Origin of the sequence: Microvirga sp. 17 mud 1-3, assembly GCF_003151255.1 — a bacterium.
Lineage (GTDB): Bacteria > Pseudomonadota > Alphaproteobacteria > Rhizobiales > Beijerinckiaceae > Microvirga.
This window is the reverse complement of record NZ_CP029481.1, coordinates 4,018,975-4,035,361: the sequence shown is the minus strand read 5'-3', so window position 1 is coordinate 4,035,361 and position 16,387 is coordinate 4,018,975. Positions and strand designations below refer to the sequence as shown.

At 67.1% G+C, this 16,387-nt stretch carries 15 protein-coding genes; 8 read left to right on the top strand and 7 right to left on the bottom strand.

The window, feature by feature from the left end:
• The first annotated feature begins 1 nt into the window (after position 1).
• Both C4E04_RS18910 and C4E04_RS18905 read left to right on the top strand, forming a co-directional pair.
• The gene (locus C4E04_RS18910; protein ID WP_109599960.1) at positions 2-787 is read left to right on the top strand and encodes an ATP-binding cassette domain-containing protein; all 786 of its coding nucleotides are present in this window, start codon (positions 2-4) and stop codon (positions 785-787) included.
• 1 nt (position 788) lies between these two features.
• The gene (locus C4E04_RS18905) at positions 789-1,928 is read left to right on the top strand and encodes a Gfo/Idh/MocA family protein (RefSeq protein ID WP_109599958.1); all 1,140 of its coding nucleotides are present in this window, start codon (positions 789-791) and stop codon (positions 1,926-1,928) included.
• A gap of 222 nt (positions 1,929-2,150) precedes the next feature.
• Here C4E04_RS18905 and recQ read toward each other — a convergent pair whose 3' ends face one another.
• Both recQ and C4E04_RS18895 read right to left on the bottom strand, forming a co-directional pair.
• Positions 2,151-3,953 carry a DNA helicase RecQ gene (recQ, locus tag C4E04_RS18900; protein ID WP_109599956.1) on the bottom strand — a complete coding sequence of 601 codons (1,803 nt, stop codon included), beginning with the start codon at positions 3,951-3,953 and terminating at the stop codon, positions 2,151-2,153.
• On the bottom strand, positions 3,950-5,221 hold the full coding sequence (locus C4E04_RS18895; RefSeq protein WP_109599954.1) for a TIGR03862 family flavoprotein: 1,272 nt from the start codon (positions 5,219-5,221) through the stop codon (positions 3,950-3,952). Before C4E04_RS18895 ends, recQ begins: the two co-directional genes overlap by 4 nt.
• A 152-nt stretch (positions 5,222-5,373) precedes the next feature.
• Here C4E04_RS18895 and C4E04_RS18890 point away from each other — a divergent pair, with 152 nt between their 5' ends.
• From C4E04_RS18890 to C4E04_RS18880, 3 genes are read left to right on the top strand one after another with little or no spacing between them, the layout of a single operon-like run.
• The gene (locus tag C4E04_RS18890) at positions 5,374-5,832 is read left to right on the top strand and encodes a CAP domain-containing protein (RefSeq protein ID WP_109599952.1); all 459 of its coding nucleotides are present in this window, start codon (positions 5,374-5,376) and stop codon (positions 5,830-5,832) included.
• 59 nt (positions 5,833-5,891) lie between these two features.
• A complete protein-coding gene (locus tag C4E04_RS18885) occupies positions 5,892-7,670 on the top strand; it encodes an SLC13 family permease (RefSeq protein WP_109599950.1) in 1,779 nt (592 codons plus the stop codon).
• Positions 7,671-7,723: 53 nt separating this feature from the next.
• Positions 7,724-7,924 (top strand): hypothetical protein, encoded by a 201-nt coding sequence (locus C4E04_RS18880; RefSeq protein WP_109599948.1) that lies wholly within the window; start codon positions 7,724-7,726, stop codon positions 7,922-7,924.
• Positions 7,925-7,979: 55 nt separating this feature from the next.
• On the opposite strand, the gene C4E04_RS18875 is transcribed toward C4E04_RS18880, so the two are convergent.
• Positions 7,980-8,273 (bottom strand): hypothetical protein, encoded by a 294-nt coding sequence (locus C4E04_RS18875; protein ID WP_109599945.1) that lies wholly within the window; start codon positions 8,271-8,273, stop codon positions 7,980-7,982.
• Between the two features lie 168 nt (positions 8,274-8,441).
• Between C4E04_RS18875 and C4E04_RS18870 the strand changes: the two genes are divergently transcribed.
• The 3 genes from C4E04_RS18870 to ribA all read left to right on the top strand — a co-directional run bounded on the left by C4E04_RS18870 (position 8,442) and on the right by ribA (position 11,480).
• Positions 8,442-9,200, top strand: coding sequence for a hypothetical protein (locus C4E04_RS18870; RefSeq protein WP_109599943.1), 759 nt, complete (start codon positions 8,442-8,444; stop codon positions 9,198-9,200).
• A gap of 95 nt (positions 9,201-9,295) precedes the next feature.
• Positions 9,296-10,210 carry a DMT family transporter gene (locus C4E04_RS18865; protein WP_109599941.1) on the top strand — a complete coding sequence of 305 codons (915 nt, stop codon included), beginning with the start codon at positions 9,296-9,298 and terminating at the stop codon, positions 10,208-10,210.
• A gap of 157 nt (positions 10,211-10,367) precedes the next feature.
• On the top strand, positions 10,368-11,480 hold the full coding sequence (ribA, locus tag C4E04_RS18860; RefSeq protein WP_109601298.1) for a GTP cyclohydrolase II RibA: 1,113 nt from the start codon (positions 10,368-10,370) through the stop codon (positions 11,478-11,480).
• A 95-nt stretch (positions 11,481-11,575) separates the two neighbouring features.
• Here ribA and C4E04_RS18855 read toward each other — a convergent pair whose 3' ends face one another.
• From C4E04_RS18855 to C4E04_RS18840, 4 genes are all read right to left on the bottom strand, one after another.
• Positions 11,576-12,745 (bottom strand): M20 aminoacylase family protein, encoded by a 1,170-nt coding sequence (locus C4E04_RS18855; RefSeq protein ID WP_109599939.1) that lies wholly within the window; start codon positions 12,743-12,745, stop codon positions 11,576-11,578.
• A gap of 93 nt (positions 12,746-12,838) precedes the next feature.
• Positions 12,839-14,050: a peptide ABC transporter permease gene (locus tag C4E04_RS18850; protein ID WP_109599937.1), complete on the bottom strand. Its 1,212-nt coding sequence runs from the start codon at positions 14,048-14,050 to the stop codon at positions 12,839-12,841.
• Positions 14,051-14,201: 151 nt separating this feature from the next.
• On the bottom strand, positions 14,202-15,086 hold the full coding sequence (gene mmsB / locus C4E04_RS18845) for a 3-hydroxyisobutyrate dehydrogenase (protein ID WP_109599935.1): 885 nt from the start codon (positions 15,084-15,086) through the stop codon (positions 14,202-14,204).
• Positions 15,087-15,094: 8 nt separating this feature from the next.
• Positions 15,095-16,246, bottom strand: coding sequence for an isobutyryl-CoA dehydrogenase (locus C4E04_RS18840; protein WP_109599933.1), 1,152 nt, complete (start codon positions 16,244-16,246; stop codon positions 15,095-15,097).
• Positions 16,247-16,387: the final 141 nt, after the last annotated feature.

Here is a 16,387-nt window from a genome sequence, read left to right as displayed (position 1 = left end):
CATGACCGACACGGCTCCTCTCATCGATATCCGCAACCTGGTAAAGCATTTCGGCTCCGTGATCGCGCTCTCGGGCGTGTCGCTCACGGTCAATCGGGGCGAGGTCATGTGCCTGCTCGGCGACAATGGCGCCGGCAAGTCGACCCTCATCAAGACCCTCGCGGGCGTGCACAGGCCGACGAGCGGCGAGTTCCTCGTGGAGGGCCGCCACGTCTCCTTCACGAGCCCGCGAGACGCGCTCGATGCCGGGATCGCGACTGTCTACCAGGATCTCGCCATGATCCCGCTCATGTCGGTGACGCGCAACTTCTTCATGGGGCGCGAGCCCACCCGCGGCATCTGGCCCTTCCGCCATATCGATTTCGACCGTTGCAACGAGGTGACCCGCGAGGAAATGCACCGGATCGGCATCGACGTACGCGACCCCAACCAGGCAGTCGGCACGCTGTCGGGCGGCGAGCGCCAATGCGTCGCTATCGCCCGCGCGGTCTATTTCGGCGCCAAGGTGCTGATCCTCGACGAGCCGACCTCGGCGCTCGGCGTCGCGCAGACATCGATGGTGCTGAAATACATCCACCAGGTGCGCCAGAAGGGCCTGGGGGTCATCTTCATCACCCACAACGTGCGCCACGCCTATGCGGTGGGCGATCGCTTCACAGTGCTCAACCGCGGCAAGACGCTCGGCACCTACAATAAATCCGACATCCAGATCGACGAGCTGCAGAACCTCATGGCCGGCGGCAAGGAGTTGCAGGCCGTGTCGGAGGAACTGGGCGGCATGGTGTGACATGACAGCACTCAAGATCGGCCTCATCGGCACCGGCTACATGGGCAAGTGCCATGCACTGGCCTGGAATTCGGTCGCGCCGGTCTTCGGCGATGTGGAGCGGCCGCACCTCGCGGTGCTGGCGGAGGCCTCAAAGGAGCTTGCCGAGAAAAAGGCCCGGGAGCTCGGCTTCGCGCGGGCGACGGGCGACTGGCGCTCCCTGGTGGAGGATCCCGCCGTCGACGTGGTGTCGATCACGACGCCCAACGCCTTTCATCCCGAGATGGCAATCGCAGCGCTGGAAGCCGGCAAGCATGTCTGGTGCGAGAAGCCCATGGCCGTGAGGCTGGACGATGCAGAGCGGATGCGGGAGGCCGCCCGGGTTTCGACGCGCGTGGCGGTGCTGGGCTACAACTATATCCAGAACCCAGTCATTCGCCTGATCCGCCGCATCCTCGACGAGGGGCAGATCGGTGAGGTCAACCATGTGCGCCTCGAGATGGACGAGGACTTCATGGCGAACCCGGAGGATCTCTTCTACTGGAAGAGCGAAGCCTCTTCGGGCCATGGGGCGCTCGACGATTTCGGTGTCCATCCCTTGAGCATCCTGCGCGTCCTGCTCGGCGGCGTGCGGCGCGTGTGCGGCCACATGACGAAGCCTTACGCGGACCGGCCCTTGCAGGGTGGCGGCCGCCGCGCCGTGGAAACATACGACATCGCGACCGTGCTCATGGAGCTGGAGAACGGCGCCTCGGGCCTGATCGCCCTCAACCGCTCCGCCTGGGGGCGCAAGGGCCGCATCTTCCTGCAGATCTTCGGCGCGAGAGGCAGCGTCGTCTACGACCAGGAGCGCATGAACGAGGTGCAGCTCTATACGGCCGACGGCACGAAAGAGACGCAAGGCTTCCGCACCATTCTCACGGGTCCCCAGCATCCGCCCTATGACAAGTTCATTCCCGCACCCGGCCACGGCCTCGGCTTCAACGATCTCAAGATCATCGAATGCCGCGAACTCATCCGGCGCATCGCGGGCGAGGAGGCCTACATCCTCGATTTCGAGGACGGCATCCGCATCGAGCGGACGGTCGACGCCATCGCCCGCAGCGCCCATGAGGACCGCTGGATCGATGTCGGTGCGGACGAGCGACGCGCAGCGGCTTGAGCGCGACCTCTCCCCGCGCCTCTCCCTCTCCCGCACGGGAGAGGTGAAGTGGTGGCTCCCCGTCATTCCGGGACGGCCTTTGGCCGGGCCCGGAACCCATAACCGCTGACGATGCAGGAGAAAGCGCAGCGTTTGCCGTTGCTCTTCATTCTGAATCGCCGGTGTTTATGGGTTCCGGACTTGCCTGACGGCAATCCGGAATGACAGATACCCCCTGCAGGCTCAGTCCGCGTGTTCCTTCAGCACCTCGAGGAATGCATCCCCGTAGCGGTCGAGCTTGGCCTGGCCGACGCCGTGGATCTCGCCGAAGGCCCGTAGGGTCGTGGGCTTCCGGGCGGCCATGTCGATGAGGCTTCGGTCGGAGAAGATCACGTAGGCGGGCACGCCCTCTTCCTTGGCAAGGCGCGTGCGCAGGGCCTTCAGGGCCATCAGCAGCGGATCGTCTCCGGGCACGGCCGCATGGGCCTCGATGGCGGCCCGACGGCGGCGGCGGTCGCGGGGCTTCATCAGCACGTCGGAGCGAAGCTCGATCCGCTCCTGCCCCTTGAGCACCGCGACACCGCTATCGGTGATCGTCCAGCGTCCGTATTCGGTAAGCTCCAGGCTCACGAGGCCGGCGGCATAGATCTGCCGCAGGAGCGAGCGCCATTCGGTCTTCGAGCGGTCGGCCCCGACCCCGAATGTCTTGAGCTGCCCGTGGCCGAAGCGGCGGACCGCATCGGTCTCCTCGCCGACCACGATGCTGATGAGGTGCTCGGTGCCGAAGCGCTCGCCCGTGCGCACGATGGCCGAGAGGAGCTTCTGCGCCTCCACGGTGCCGTCGAAGGACATGACGCCGTCGATGCACAGATCGCAGTTGCCGCAGGGCTCCGTGGTCTCGCCGAAATAGGCGAGGAGCGTCTGGCGGCGGCAGCGCGGCGCCTCGCACAGGGCGACCAATGCGTTGAGCCGCTGACGCTCGACCCGCTTCTGCTCGTCGGAGGATTCGCTCTCCTCGATCTGCAGCCGGCGCAGGCGCATGTCGTCGAGGCCGTAAAGGGTCAGCGTATCGGCGGCGGCGCCGTCGCGACCCGCGCGGCCGATTTCCTGGTAATAGGCTTCGATGGATTTCGGCAGGGCCGCATGGGCGACGAAGCGCACGTCCGGCTTGTCGATGCCCATGCCGAACGCGACGGTCGCCACCATGACGATCCCGTCCTCCTGGAGGAAGATGTCCTGGTTCTTGGCGCGGTCGTCCTGTGCCATACCGGCATGGTAGGGCAGGGCCCGGTAGCCCGCCTGGGACAGGGAATCGGCGATCTTCTCGGTGGCGTTGCGCGACGAGCAATAGACGATCCCGCTCTCGTGGCGGTGCTTGTCGAGGAACGTGAAGAGCTGACGCCGCGTGTTCTCCTTGGCCTGCATGGCGAGCCGGAGGTTCGGCCTGTCGAAGCCGTGGATGAAGAGGCGTGGCTCCGTCTCGAACAGGCGGTCCATGATGTCGCCGCGCGTCGCCACGTCGGCCGTGGCCGTGAGCGCGATAGTCTGCACACCGCCCAGCCGCCGCCGCACCTCGCCGAGCATGGCGTATTCGGGCCGGAAATCGTGGCCCCATTGCGAGACGCAATGGGCCTCGTCGATGGCCAGAAGGTCGACGCCTGCCCGGGCGAGCCATTCCGGAGCGCCCGTATTCGCCAGGCGCTCCGGCGAGGCGTAGAGCAGGCGCATGCGCCCGTCGCGGATCGCCTCGCTCACGCGGCGGTTCTCCTCCGCGTCGTTGGCCGAGTTCAGGCTTCCGGCCTCGATGCCGAAATGGCGCAGGGCCGCAACCTGATCGCGCATGAGGGCGATGAGGGGCGAGACGACCAGGGTCAGGCCCTGCCGGGCGAGCGTCGGCAACTGGTAGCACAGGGACTTGCCGGCGCCCGTGGGCATCACGGCCAGGATGTCCTCGCCCGCCAGGACCGCGCGCACGATCTCCTCCTGCCCTTCGCGGAAGGTCGGGAAGCCGAAGACGTCGTGGAGAATCTGTTGCGGGTCGATCACGGATGCCGTGTGGCCGATGGACCGGGCGGGGTCAATGCGGCATCGGGAATCCGCAGGTATCGCAAGGCGCCCCGGGCCGCCGCGATCCCGGTCGCGAAGCTGGCCTGGAGCAGGTAGCCGCCGGTCGGCGCCTCCCAGTCCAGCATCTCGCCCGCTGCGAAGGTCCCGGGCCGGCGCCGCAGCATGAGGGTCTCGTCAAGTTCCGCGAAGGGGAGCCCGCCCGCCGTCGAGATGGCCCGCTCCAGGGGCTGGAGGCCCGTCAGGGTCAGGGGCGCGGCCTTGATGAGCTCTGCCAGGGCCGAGGCATCCGCCGGCAGCTCCGTCTGCCCCTCCCGCAGCAGCGCGACGGCCAGGGGCGGCAGGCCAGCCGCCTTGCGCAGGAAGGTGGAGAGGGACTGCCCGCGCCGGGGCTGGGACAGCCGCTTTGCCAGGGCCTCGACGGGCAGGTCGGGGCGCAGGTCGATCCGTAAGGTAGCGTGGCCGTCACGCAGGATCGCGTCGCGCAACGGGGCGGACAGGGCATAGATGGCGCCGCCCTCGATCCCGGCGGCCGTGACGATGGCCTCGCCCCGGACGCGCCGGCCCTCGAACGCGAGGGCGATCCGCTTCAATGGCTCCCCCTCGAACCGACTGCGGATCGCTTCCGACCATTCCACCGTGAAGCCCATATTGGCGGGCCGGAGGGGAGCCGTTGCGACCCCTTGCGCCTCGAGAAGCGGAGCCCATGCCCCATCGGAGCCGAGGCGCGGCCAGCTCGCGCCGCCGAGCGCCAGGATGGCGGCATCCGCCTCCACGGTGGTGCGCCCGCCGTCCGGCGTCGAAAAGACAAGCCGACCCTCCGGGTCCCAGCCCTCCCAGCGATGGCGCAGGGCAAAGCGCACCCCGAGGCCGTCGAGCCGCCTGAGCCAGGCCCGCAGGAGCGGGGAGGCCTTAAATGCCTTGGGAAAGACCCGTCCGCTCGATCCCACGAAAGTCTCCTGCCCCAGGCCGCGGCTCCAGGCCCGCAGGTCGTCGGGCGTGAAGGCTTCGATCAGGGGGCGCAGGGCGGGCGCGGCCTCCGCATAGCGGGCGATGAAGGACGAAAAATCCTCGCTATGGGTGAGGTTCAGCCCGCCGCGCCCGGCCATGAGGAGCTTACGCCCGAGGGAGGGCATCCGGTCGTAGACCGTCACGGCGACGCCTGCGCGGCCCAGGATTTCGGCGGCCATGAGGCCGGCCGGGCCGCCGCCGATGACGGCGACATGGGGGGATGAGGCGGGAGGGGACATGCGATGAGCTGACGCGGACGGCATTCTGGACCCTCGGGCGGCGACGTGGCATGCAGCGCGAGCGTCCGGTCGTGTTCACATGACCGGCGGAATGGTATTTTGCAAGAGGAGCGGCGACGAACGCCGCCGAAGAGACTTCAAGGGGATTTCCGATGCGGGCTTTCGTCCTTTGCCTTCTGGGCGCCCTGGCGCTGGCCGGATGCGCCACCGAGCCTCTGCGGACGAGCGATGTTCTCTCGAGCTCCACAAAGGATGCCGCTGCGGCCGCATCCCTCATCTCGGCCTACCGGGTCTCCAAGGGCCTGAGCCCGGTCGCGGTGGATCCGCGCCTCAACGAGGCGGCGGAATACCAGGCCCGGGCCGTGGCCTCCGCCGGAAGCCTGAGCCATGGAAACTTCGCCAGCCGCATGGACCGGTTCGGCGTCCGCGGGTACTCGGCCGAGAACCTCTCGGCCGGATCGTCCTCGGTCGAGGGGGCGATCAAGCGCTGGCAGGCCTCCGCGGGCCACAACGTGAATCTCCTGATGCCCCAGGCCCGGTATATCGGGCTCGCCCGGGCCGATTCGAACAGCCGCTACGGACGCTACTGGGCGCTCGTCCTCAGCCAATAAGAGGCGGCACAAAGGACGGCATTGCGCGTTGAGGTCTCGGTCCTTAACCTGCGCATTTCATGACATATCCTCAAATCCTAGCCTTCGCCATCGTCGCCGGGATGATGGCCCTCTTCGTCTGGGGGCGCTTCCGCTACGATGTGGTGGCGGCCGCGTCTCTCCTGATTGCGGTGCTGGTCGGCATCGTCCCGGCCGACAAGGCGTTTACGGGGTTCAGCGACGACATCGTGATCATCGTCGCGAGCGCGCTTCTGGTGAGTGCGGCCGTCGCGAAATCGGGTGTGCTTGAGGCGGGGCTGAACCGCATCGCGCCCTATCTGCGCACGACCCAGATCCAGATCGTCGCCCTCGTGGCCATCGTGACGCTCCTGTCTTCCTTCGTGAAGAATATCGGCGCCCTGGCGATGATGATTCCCGTGGCGTTCCAGATCGCGCGGCGCACCGGCACGCCTCCCTCGAGCTTCCTCATGCCCATGGCGTTCGGGTCCCTGCTCGGGGGTATCGTGACGCTGGTCGGCACCTCGCCCAACATCATCGTGTCACGGGTCAGGGAGGAGCTTCTCGGCGAGCCCTTCCGGATGTTCGACTTCACGCCGGTCGGCGCCGGCATCGCGCTGGCGGGCGTGATCTTCCTCGCGTTCGGCTACAGGCTTCTGCCGAAAGGCCGCAAGGGTGCGGCCTCCCTGGACGAGGCGCTCAACATCAAGGACTACGTCACGGAGGCCCGCGTTCCCGCCGATTCCGAACTCGTCGGGCTCACGGTGGCGGACCTGCGCCGGATGGCCAATGGCGAAGTGAAGGTCGCGGCCATCATCCGCAACGAGACCCGCAGCTCGAGCCCGCTGCCGGACGCCACGATCCGCGAGAACGACGTCCTTATCCTGGAGGGCGAATCGGACGCGCTGGAGAGCGCGGTCGCCCGGGCCGGCCTGAAACTCAGCCGCGAGCACCGCCGCCCCGAAACGGATGAAGATTCCGACGAGATCGGCGTCATCGAGGCCATCGTCGGGCCGAACTCGGTTCTGATCGATCTCTCGGCGGAGCGCATCGCGCTCTACAGGCGCTTCCAGGTCAACCTCCTGGCCGTGAGCCGCAGCGGCGTCCGGTTCAAGGAGCGGCTGCGCGCCATCATCCTGCGACCGGGCGACGTGCTTGTGCTTCAGGGCAATCTCAAGAAGCTGCCCGATACCCTCAAGGATCTGGGCTGCCTGCCGCTGGCCGAGCGGGAGATCCGCCTGGGGAATGCGCGCCGGAGTCTCCTGCCGCTTGGAATTCTGGCGGGCGCGATGGCCCTCGTTGCCTTCAATATCCTTCCGGTCGCCATCGCGTTCTTTGGCGCCGGCGTCCTGCTGGTCCTGTTCGGCTCTATCACCCTGCGGGAGGCCTATGAGACCATCGAATGGCCCATCATCGTCATGCTCGGGGCGCTGATACCCGTCAGCGAGGCCATCCGCACGACCGGAGGGACGGACCTGATCGCCACGTGGCTTTCCGCGGCCGCCCACATGCTGCCGCCGACCGGCGCGCTCGTGCTCATCATGGTCGCGGCCATGGCCGTGACGCCCTTCCTGAACAACGCCGCGACCGTGCTCGTCATGGCGCCCATCGCGGCGAGCTTCGCGAATCAGCTGGGGTTCCGGCCGGATGCGTTCCTGATGGCCGTCGCCATCGGCGCAGCCTGCGATTTCCTCACGCCCATCGGGCATCAGTGCAACACCCTGGTCATGGGGCCCGGCGGCTATCGATTCGGCGATTACTGGCGCCTCGGCCTGCCACTCTCGATCATCGTCATCGTGGTCGGCATTCCGCTCATCATGCTGGTCTGGCCCCTGCAATAGGGAACGGAGACCGGGACCATCCGTTAGCGTCGGACACGACGAGAGGAGGCACCATGACCCGAGGACCCGGCCCTTACGACCCGCAGCCCCAGCCGCAGACGCCGATTCCCAACCCTGTCCCGCCCGGGCACACTCCAACCGAGGTGCCTGTCCGGGAGCCGACGGAGATCCCCGCCACCGATCCCGATCTTCCTCCGGCGGAGCCGACTGTTCCCGATCCCGGCAGTCCGCCCAATCCCGGTCCCGTCGCCTGACGAACGAAAAACCCGGCCGAGGCCGGGTTTTTTGCGAGTTCTGCGGAAGTCGAGATTACTGAAGGGCGGCGGTCAGAAGCAGCGCCAGTCCGGCTGCCGAGGAGGTCAGGGCGACGACCATGGACCAGCAATGCAGGCGGTCGCGTTCCTCCTGGTTGACCAGGGTGCGCAATCTGGCGTCGGAGCGCCCGAGAATGAAGCTGCGGTGTCGCGCCGGGGCGACGGCCGGGCGGGCGCGGCCCGAGTCCCCCGAATCGCGCTGCCGGACGGCGAGGCCGGAGGCCGGGAACGATCGGTCGGGGTAGGAATCCAGGCTCATGATGATCGCGGCGTTCGAGGAGCAGGTCATGCCCCACACTCGCGCCGGAGGAGTGAACGGGGAGTAAAGCCGGCCGCGAACCCGTCATCGTCGTAAACCGTTTCTTTCCGGCCCACCTATGTCGCAACGTTGTGGTGTGGCCCTTCTCGAATGGCATAACGTTATGATAGGACGCTCTCGCTTCGCACGAGGGCATCTATGTCGAAAACTCTTACCCGCGGGCCGCTCCTGGTCCTGACACTGGCCCTCTCGGCCTGCAACCAGACGACGGGCGCGCAGGTCGCAAGCACGGTGGCGCGCCTCGACCCGACAGGCATTGCGAGCTCGGCCGTCGGCATTGCCCAGAGTGTCGCGCCGGAAGCCGAAGACGGCACGTCGAGCAGCATCCGCCTCAGCCAGTTCGCGGTGCGGCTCCAGGATGTGGCGGCAGGCCATATGGAACGCCCGAGCCTGACGGGCGCCCTGGACAACCAGATGAACCAGGCCATGGCCACGCAAGGCATGGCTCTCGCCTCCACCATCGCCGGCGCTGCGGTGAGCGGTGCGATGTCGGGCGGAATCGGGCTTCTGGCGGCGGCGCCGAGCATTGCCATGCAGGCGGCATCCGCCGGCGCGATGACGGCCCAGCTGGCCGCCGCCCGCGAGCGGGCTCAGAGCGCCATGGCCCAGGCGGAAGCCGAGCGGGAGGCCACGCGAATCGTCCCCCAGGCGGATCGCCCCATCGAGGCTCAGGCCATCCTGAACGTAATCGACGGCCCCGGCGGGCGCAGCACCACCTGGCGCAACCCCGAAACCGGTGCGTCGGGCAAGGTGAGCATCAAGGACCTGCCGAAGGGCGACATGCCTGGCGATTTCGTCTGCCGCCTCGTGAACCAGGAATGGAAGGGACCGGAAGGCACCCGCAAAGGCGCCATGATCGCCTGCCGCCAGGGCGGGGAGTGGTACGACCTGTCCTGACCACAGGAAACGGGTCGAGCCCCCGCCCCGTGCCGTGCCATCGAGGGTCTGCGCGAAAGGCAGGCGAAATGAATCCATTGCCCGTTCAAAAGACCATGGCGGTATCCGACTGGGCGCTGCTGGTTCTCCTGTCCGTCGTCTGGGGCGGGTCGTTCCTGTTCGTCGGGATTGCCGTGAAGGAATTGCCGCCCCTCACGATCGTGGCACTTCGGGTCGTCCTGGCCGCCATCGTCCTGAGGCTCGTCCTGGCGGTCATGGGCATGGGCCTGCCCCGGGAGCGAAGCGTCTGGCTGGCCTTCCTCGGCATGGGAATCCTCAACAACGCCATCCCGTTCACCCTCATCGTCTGGGGACAAAGCCATATCGCCAGCGGGCTCGCGTCCATCCTCAATGCCACGACGCCTCTCTTCACGGTCGTGGTCGCCCATGCCCTTACGACCGACGAGCGGCTGACAGGCCAGCGCATGGCAGGCGTCGTCGTGGGGTTTGCGGGCGTCGCCCTCATGATCGGGGCGACTGCTTTCGAGGTCCGCGATGCCAGCATCCCGGCGCAGGTCGCGGTTCTGGGCGCGGCCCTGTCCTATGCGTTCGCGGGCGTCTTCGGACGCCGCTTCAAGGCCATGGGCCTGGCACCCCTGCCGACCGCGGCCGGGCAGGTGACGGCATCGAGCGTCCTCCTCCTGCCCTTGGCGCTCCTGGTGGACCGCCCCTGGAGCCTGCCGCTGCCGAGCGCCGGTGCGCTCCTGTCCGTGGCGGGACTCGCCCTCCTGTCCACGGCCTTCGCGTATATCCTGTTCTTCCGCCTTCTCGCCCGGGCCGGCGCCACGAATGTGGGGCTCGTCACGTTCCTGATCCCGGTCAGCGCCATCCTGTTCGGCGGCCTGATCCTCGGGGAACGGCTCGAGCTCCGGCATTTCGCCGGCATGGGCCTGATCGGGGCCGGCCTGATCCTCATCGACGGGCGGCTCCTGTCGGGCCTGCGCGCGTCCCGCTTATCCTCGTCCGCCTGAAAGGCAGGCCTGTTGAACCTGCATGGCAGGCTCCCCATCTGCCGCATTAGGGACTTCACAGGGGGGCATGCTAAGGTCCGGCTGAAAATGGCCTTCTCCCGCCAGGGAGCATCGGCTTTTTGCCAGGGCAGCCCGGCTGCTTCGAGTTCAACGGATGATGCGTCTTGTTTTGAGCCTGTCCGACGATCCGGCCGTCATGGCGGTGGAGCGGGCCATCGCGGAATTTCGCAGCGCGCGCCCCGTCGTGATCGAGGGCGCCGGTGGGAACGTGCTGGCGCTCGCCATCGAGGATCTGGACGAGGCTATGGCAGAGCGCATCGAGGCTGCGGCCGCCGGCCATGCCCATCTCGTCCTGCCGCCGGCCCGTCTGCGCCGGCTCGGGCTCGAGCGGGACAGTGCGGGGTCCATGGCGCTGCCGTCCGTCGACCGGGCACGGATCGAGATGCTCGCCCTCAAGACCGGCGGGCGCATCGACGCGCCGGTCCGGGCTGCGGGCCCGGCCGACGAAGAGGCCCTCGAACTCGCCCGCCTCGCCCTCCTCCTGCCGGCCGTGATCGTGGTGCCCTTAGGCCCCGGAATCGAAATCGATCCGCTGCTCGCCCGCGTGGCGGGTGCCGATATCCGCAACCATCGCCAGGCGAAGGCTGCCGATCTCAAGATCGTCAGCCGTGCGCCCGTGCCCCTCGAGGGCGCGCCCACCAGCGAGTTCGTGGTGTTCCGTGGCGGCGAGGGTCTGCGCGACCAGGTGGCCGTCATTGTCGGTTCTCCCGATCTGTCCAAGCCCGTGACGGTGCGCCTGCATTCGGCCTGCCTGACGGGCGACCTGTTCGGCAGCCTCAAATGCGATTGCGGCGACCAGTTGCGGGAGACTGTCCGCTTCATGGCGCAGAACGAAGGCGGCATCCTGCTCTATCTCGACCAGGAGGGGCGGGGGAACGGGATCGCCAACAAGATCCGCGCCTACAAGCTCCAGTCCCAGGGTTATGACACCTACGATGCGGACGAGGTTCTTGGGTTCGATGCCGACCAGCGCGGTTTCGCCTTCGCGGCCGTCATGCTGCAGAAGCTCGGTGTTTCGGCCGTGCGGGTGCTGACCAACAACCCCGAGAAGATCGCAGCCCTGAAGAAGGCCGGTCTCGACGTGGTTTCGGACCACCGCGTGCTCGGGCGCCCGACCGCCGAGAACGTCAGCTATCTGGCCTCCAAGCGCGACCGCGCCGGGCATTACATCGACATCGAGGGCCTGCTGGCCTCGTCCTGCAAGGACTGACGGGCGGCCTTCGACACGCCCATCTCCTCATCCACCACACATCAAAACGCCGCCGGTGCGAGCCGGCGGCGTGGATCGTTCATTCGAGCCTGCGCTTAGCGGGCCGGCATGCCGGATTCGACGATCTTGGCCCACAGCGACACGCCATAGGGCGCCGCCTCGTCATCGAAGTTGTAGGCCGGGTGGTGCAGCCCGGCGGTGTTGCCGTTGCCGACGAAGATATAGGCGCCGGGGCGCTCGTTCAGCATGAAGGAGAAATCCTCCGAGCCCATCATCGGCGCGACGGCATTATCCACGGCGCCGTCGCCGGCGACCTGCTTCGCCACATCCACGACGAAGGAGGTCTTCTCCGTGTCGTTGACGGTCACCGGATAGCCGCGCCAGTAGGTCACGGTCGCCTTGGCGCCGAAGGCGGCGCAGACGCTGTCGACGAGGGCGCGGATGCGGCTCTCCGCCAGGTCCTGAACGGCGGGCGACAGGGTGCGCACGGTCCCGAGCAGTTCTGCCGTCTGCGGAATGACGTTGAAGGTCTCGCCCGCCTTGATGGCGCAGACGGAAACCACCACCGATTCCAACGGATCGACATTGCGCGACGCGATGGATTGCAGGGCCGTCACCACATGGCTTGCCACCAGGATCGTGTCGATGCCGTCATGAGGACGTGCCGCGTGGGCGCCCTTGCCTTCGATCGTCACGCTGAAACGGTCGGCCGCGGCCATGATCGGGCCCGGGCGGATCGCGAAGTGGCCGACCGGCAGCCCGGGCATATTGTGCATGCCGTAGACTTCCTGCACGCCGAAGCGCTCCATGACGCCGTCCTTCACCATGGCGTCGCCACCGCCGCCGCCTTCCTCGGCAGGCTGGAAGATCATGATCGCCGTCCCGTCGAAATTGCGGGTCTCGGAAAGATATTTCGCGGCACCGAGCAGCATGGCCGTGTGGCCGTCATGCCCGCAGGCATGCATCTTTCCGGCGGTCTTGGACTTGTAGGGCAGGTCGGTCGCTTCCTCGATGGGGAGCGCGTCCATGTCGGCACGCAGGCCGATCACTTTGCCGGAGGTGTTGGTGCGGCCCCTGATGACGCCGACGACGCCGGTCTGGCCGATGCCCGTCACCACCTCGTCGCAACCGAAGGCCTTGAGCTTGTCGGCGACGATGCCCGCCGTCCGGTGCACATCGAAGAGAAGCTCCGGATGTTCGTGAAAGTCCTTGCGCCACGTGGCGATTTCGTCGGCGAGATCGGCGATGCGGTTGATGATCGGCATGGAAGACCCTTGCTGAGAATGGGCAGGAGGCAAGCCAAGCAGAGGAAGGCCCGCTCCGTCAATCACCAAGGGTGGCCGAAACGCCGCGTTCCATCAACGGGAACGGTGTAACACCGCCTTGGGGCGCTTGGTGCGGAACTGCCCGCGCTCGATGGCGACGAAGATGAGCACCACGAGCACGAGCGCCGTGAACCACCAGACCTGGGCGGTGCCGATTCCGAAACACCCGAACGCATAAGCGGTCGCGAAGGTCGCCATGATTCCGGGCGCCAGGATCGGGCGCTGCTCGCCGGATTTCATGATGGCGGAATAGAGGAGGACAGCCCCTGCCACCGCGCCGACGAGGCCGAGCTCGTACCAGATCTCGAAGAGCACCGTGGAGGGTGCGTTCACGGGCAGAAGCCCGAAGAAGCGGCCGCGCAGGGCGGTTTCGAGGCCATGGCCGGTGACTAGGCGGAGCGGCTCGCCCAGGACCACATGACGCCACACATCGAGGCTGGCGGTCAGGGGCGAGCCCGCGCCCGTGGCCGCAACCGCCAGGGGCTTCAGGACGAACGGCAGGAATGGCGCGAAGAGGAGCAGCCCGGCCATGACCAGGGCGATCAGGCGGATTCCGCCTCGCGGGCTAATGGCCGTGACAGCGAAACCCAGAGCACCAACCGCGAGGCACTGGAGCGCGAGGGGCTCCTGCGCCACGAGGGCCTCGAGGGCGACGAGGACGGCAAGGAGCAGCGCCTCCAGACTTCGCCCGCGGGAATGAAGCCAGGTGACCGCCGGCCAGACGAACAGCGCCAGGACGATCATGCCGCGCTCGAGGCTCTGCCCGTCCGGGTCGAAGCCGAAATCCCCATGAAAGGCGATCAGCATGCCCAGAAGGGCCGAGAGGGCGACACCGACGGGAAGAATGTAGAGGTTCGCCGAGCGCATGCGGTCCGGCAGCGACAGGTAGCCGGCGAGCCCGAGCAGGGCCATGCCGAAGATGTTGAACAGGCGCTCGGAGGCTTCCTCGACGAAGGGGGTCCAGATCAGGGACAGGGCAGTCCATAGCAGCAGGACCATGCCAGCCATGCCGGCCGGAGCCGTCAACACGGTCAGGAGCCTGCCGCGGGTCCCCCGCGAGCCGTCGTCGATGAAGGCCGCAAGGACCAGCAGGATGACCGCCATGGGCGCAAGAACCACTACGGCGCGCCGGGTGAGGAGAGCCGCGATCGGGATGGCGAAGAACAGAAGCGCAAACCCGAGGCGGCGCAGCATGGCGGCGGCATCGGTAGACGGATCAGCCGTGAGGGCAGGCGAACGGGCCATAGCGGGCTCGGCAATCAAGGGTTGAGTTCTGTTCGGCGCCGAGCCTAATGGAGCCTGCAGCCGAAAGCTGTAGGTACTGTGCAACACCTGCGAGGGCTTTCTCGCCCGATGGCTTCACCTTAGGTCATGGCCAAACGTGGCCCGCCGGGGATCAGCCCTTTTGCCCGCGAATGAAGTTGATGATGCCCGAAAAGTCATCGCCTTCATGGCCCGCATTGTTGAACAGGGCGTAGAGCTGAGCGGCCTCGGCTCCGAGAGGCGTCGTGGCTCCGGAGGCCAGGGCCGCTTCCTGGGCGAGCTTCAGATCCTTGAGCATCAGCGCCGCCGCGAAGCCCGGCTTGTAGCCGTTATTGGCCGGGGAGGTGGGAACGGGGCCCGGGACGGGGCAATAGGTGGTCAGCGACCAGCACTGCCCGGACGAGGTCGAGGCCACGTCGAACAAAGCCTGGTGCGAGAGACCGAGCTTCTCGGCCAGCACGAAGGCTTCCGCCACGCCGATCATCGAGATGCCCAGGATCATGTTGTTGCAGATCTTCGCAGCCTGACCCGCGCCCGCCTCGCCGCAATGGACGACCTTCTTGCCCATCTGGGCCAGAATCGGCTCGGCCCGGGCAAAGGCCTCCGCCGTACCGCCCGCCATGAAGGTAAGCGTCGCACCCTTGGCGCCGCCGACACCGCCCGAAACCGGGGCATCGAGAGAGGGGAGGCCCTTCTCCTTCGCCAGAGCATGGGCCTTGCGGGCGCTGTCCACATCGACGGTCGAGCAATCGATCACGAGAGTGCCGGGCTTCACGGCGGGCAGAATGTCGTTCCAGACCGAGAGCACATGCTTTCCGGCAGGCAGCATGGTGATGACGATGGCGGCATCCCGCACGCTCTCCTGCGCCGAGCCCGCCACCGCGATGCCGTCGGCCCGCGCCTGGTCGCAGGAGGCGGGCACGAGGTCGAAGCCGGTGACATTGTGCCCGGCCTTGACGAGGTTGGCGGCCATCGGGCCGCCCATGTTGCCGAGGCCGATGAAGGCGATGTCGGTCATGATTTCTCCTACCGGTTGCCGCGCCCGACGAGGTCCCGCGCCACGATGAGCCGCATGATCTCGTTGGTACCCTCGAGGATCTGATGGACGCGCAGGTCGCGCACGATTTTCTCGATGCCGTAATCGGCCAGGTAGCCGTAGCCCCCGTGGATCTGGAGTGCCTCGTTCGCTACCTCGAAACCCGTATCGGTGGCGAGGCGCTTGGCCATGGCGCACAGCTTCGTGGCATCGAGCGTCTTCGCGTCGAGGGCGGCGGCGGCGCGCCAGAGGAAGGTGCGCGCGGCTTCGAGCTCGGTCGCCATGTCGGCGAGCTTGAACTGGAGCGCCTGCAGGTCGGCGATACGCTTGCCGAAGGCCTTGCGGTCGTTCGCGTAAGCGAGTGCCTTGTCGAGGGCGGCCTGCGCGCCACCCAGCGAGCAGGCGCCGATATTGAGGCGCCCGCCATCGAGCCCCGACATGGCGATCTTGAAGCCCATCCCCTCGTCCGAGAGACGGTTGGCGACCGGCACGCGCACATCCTCGAAGATCACGGCGGCGGTGGGCTGGGCGTTCCAGCCCATTTTTCTTTCCTGCGCTCCGAACGAGACGCCGGGCATGTCCTTCTCGATCACGAGGGTCGAGATGCCGGACGGGCCTTCCGCGCCGGTGCGCACCATGGTGACGTATATGTCCGAGACGCCCGCGCCGGAAATGAACTGCTTGACGCCATTAACCACGTAATGGTCGCCGTCGCGCACTGCCTTCGTCTTGAGGGCCGCCGCATCCGAGCCGGAGCCCGGCTCGGTCAGGCAATAACTGGCGACGAGCTCCATGGTCGCAAGACGGGGGATGTACCGCTGGCGCTGCTCCTCGGAGCCGTAGCGGTCGATCATCCAGGTCGCCATGTTGTGGATCGACAGATAGGCCGAAATGGCCGGGCAGCCGGTGGCGAGCGCCTCGAAGATCAACGCCGCATCGAGCCGCGTCATGCCGGACCCACCCACATCGTCGCGGGTATAGATCGCCGCCATACCAAGGGCGGCTGCCTCGCGCATCACGTCGACGGGAAAATGCTTCTTCTCGTCCCATTCAAGGGCATGGGGCGCGAGGTTGTCCGCCGCGAATGCGAGAGCCATGTCGCGGACGGCGATCTGATCGTCAGTGAGAGAGAACTGGGTCATGGCGCAATCGTCATACCAAGTGGCGTCCGGGCAAGCATGACTTTCGATCTAGGGCAGGCAGGTTTGCCACCAAGAGCCCCATCCCGTGTGCGGATGGAGGCTTTCACGTGCGGTCGTGAGGAAGAAAGGCGCAAGCCTGCC

Excerpts from the sequence above, each read along its gene's own strand:
- C4E04_RS18910 (WP_109599960.1), top strand. The coding sequence starts at position 2 with ATGACCGACACGGCTCCTCTCATCGATATCCGCAACCTGGTAAAGCAT.
- C4E04_RS18905 (WP_109599958.1), top strand. The coding sequence starts at position 789 with ATGACAGCACTCAAGATCGGCCTCATCGGCACCGGCTACATGGGCAAG.
- C4E04_RS18895 (WP_109599954.1), bottom strand. The coding sequence starts at position 5,221 with ATGTCCCCTCCCGCCTCATCCCCCCATGTCGCCGTCATCGGCGGCGGC.
- C4E04_RS18890 (WP_109599952.1), top strand. The coding sequence starts at position 5,374 with ATGCGGGCTTTCGTCCTTTGCCTTCTGGGCGCCCTGGCGCTGGCCGGA.
- C4E04_RS18885 (WP_109599950.1), top strand. The coding sequence starts at position 5,892 with ATGACATATCCTCAAATCCTAGCCTTCGCCATCGTCGCCGGGATGATG.
- C4E04_RS18880 (WP_109599948.1), top strand. The coding sequence starts at position 7,724 with ATGACCCGAGGACCCGGCCCTTACGACCCGCAGCCCCAGCCGCAGACG.
- C4E04_RS18875 (WP_109599945.1), bottom strand. The coding sequence starts at position 8,273 with ATGACCTGCTCCTCGAACGCCGCGATCATCATGAGCCTGGATTCCTAC.
- C4E04_RS18870 (WP_109599943.1), top strand. The coding sequence starts at position 8,442 with ATGTCGAAAACTCTTACCCGCGGGCCGCTCCTGGTCCTGACACTGGCC.
- C4E04_RS18865 (WP_109599941.1), top strand. The coding sequence starts at position 9,296 with ATGGCGGTATCCGACTGGGCGCTGCTGGTTCTCCTGTCCGTCGTCTGG.
- ribA (WP_109601298.1), top strand. The coding sequence starts at position 10,368 with ATGCGTCTTGTTTTGAGCCTGTCCGACGATCCGGCCGTCATGGCGGTG.
- C4E04_RS18855 (WP_109599939.1), bottom strand. The coding sequence starts at position 12,745 with ATGCCGATCATCAACCGCATCGCCGATCTCGCCGACGAAATCGCCACG.
- C4E04_RS18850 (WP_109599937.1), bottom strand. The coding sequence starts at position 14,050 with ATGGCCCGTTCGCCTGCCCTCACGGCTGATCCGTCTACCGATGCCGCC.
- mmsB (WP_109599935.1), bottom strand. The coding sequence starts at position 15,086 with ATGACCGACATCGCCTTCATCGGCCTCGGCAACATGGGCGGCCCGATG.
- C4E04_RS18840 (WP_109599933.1), bottom strand. The coding sequence starts at position 16,246 with ATGACCCAGTTCTCTCTCACTGACGATCAGATCGCCGTCCGCGACATG.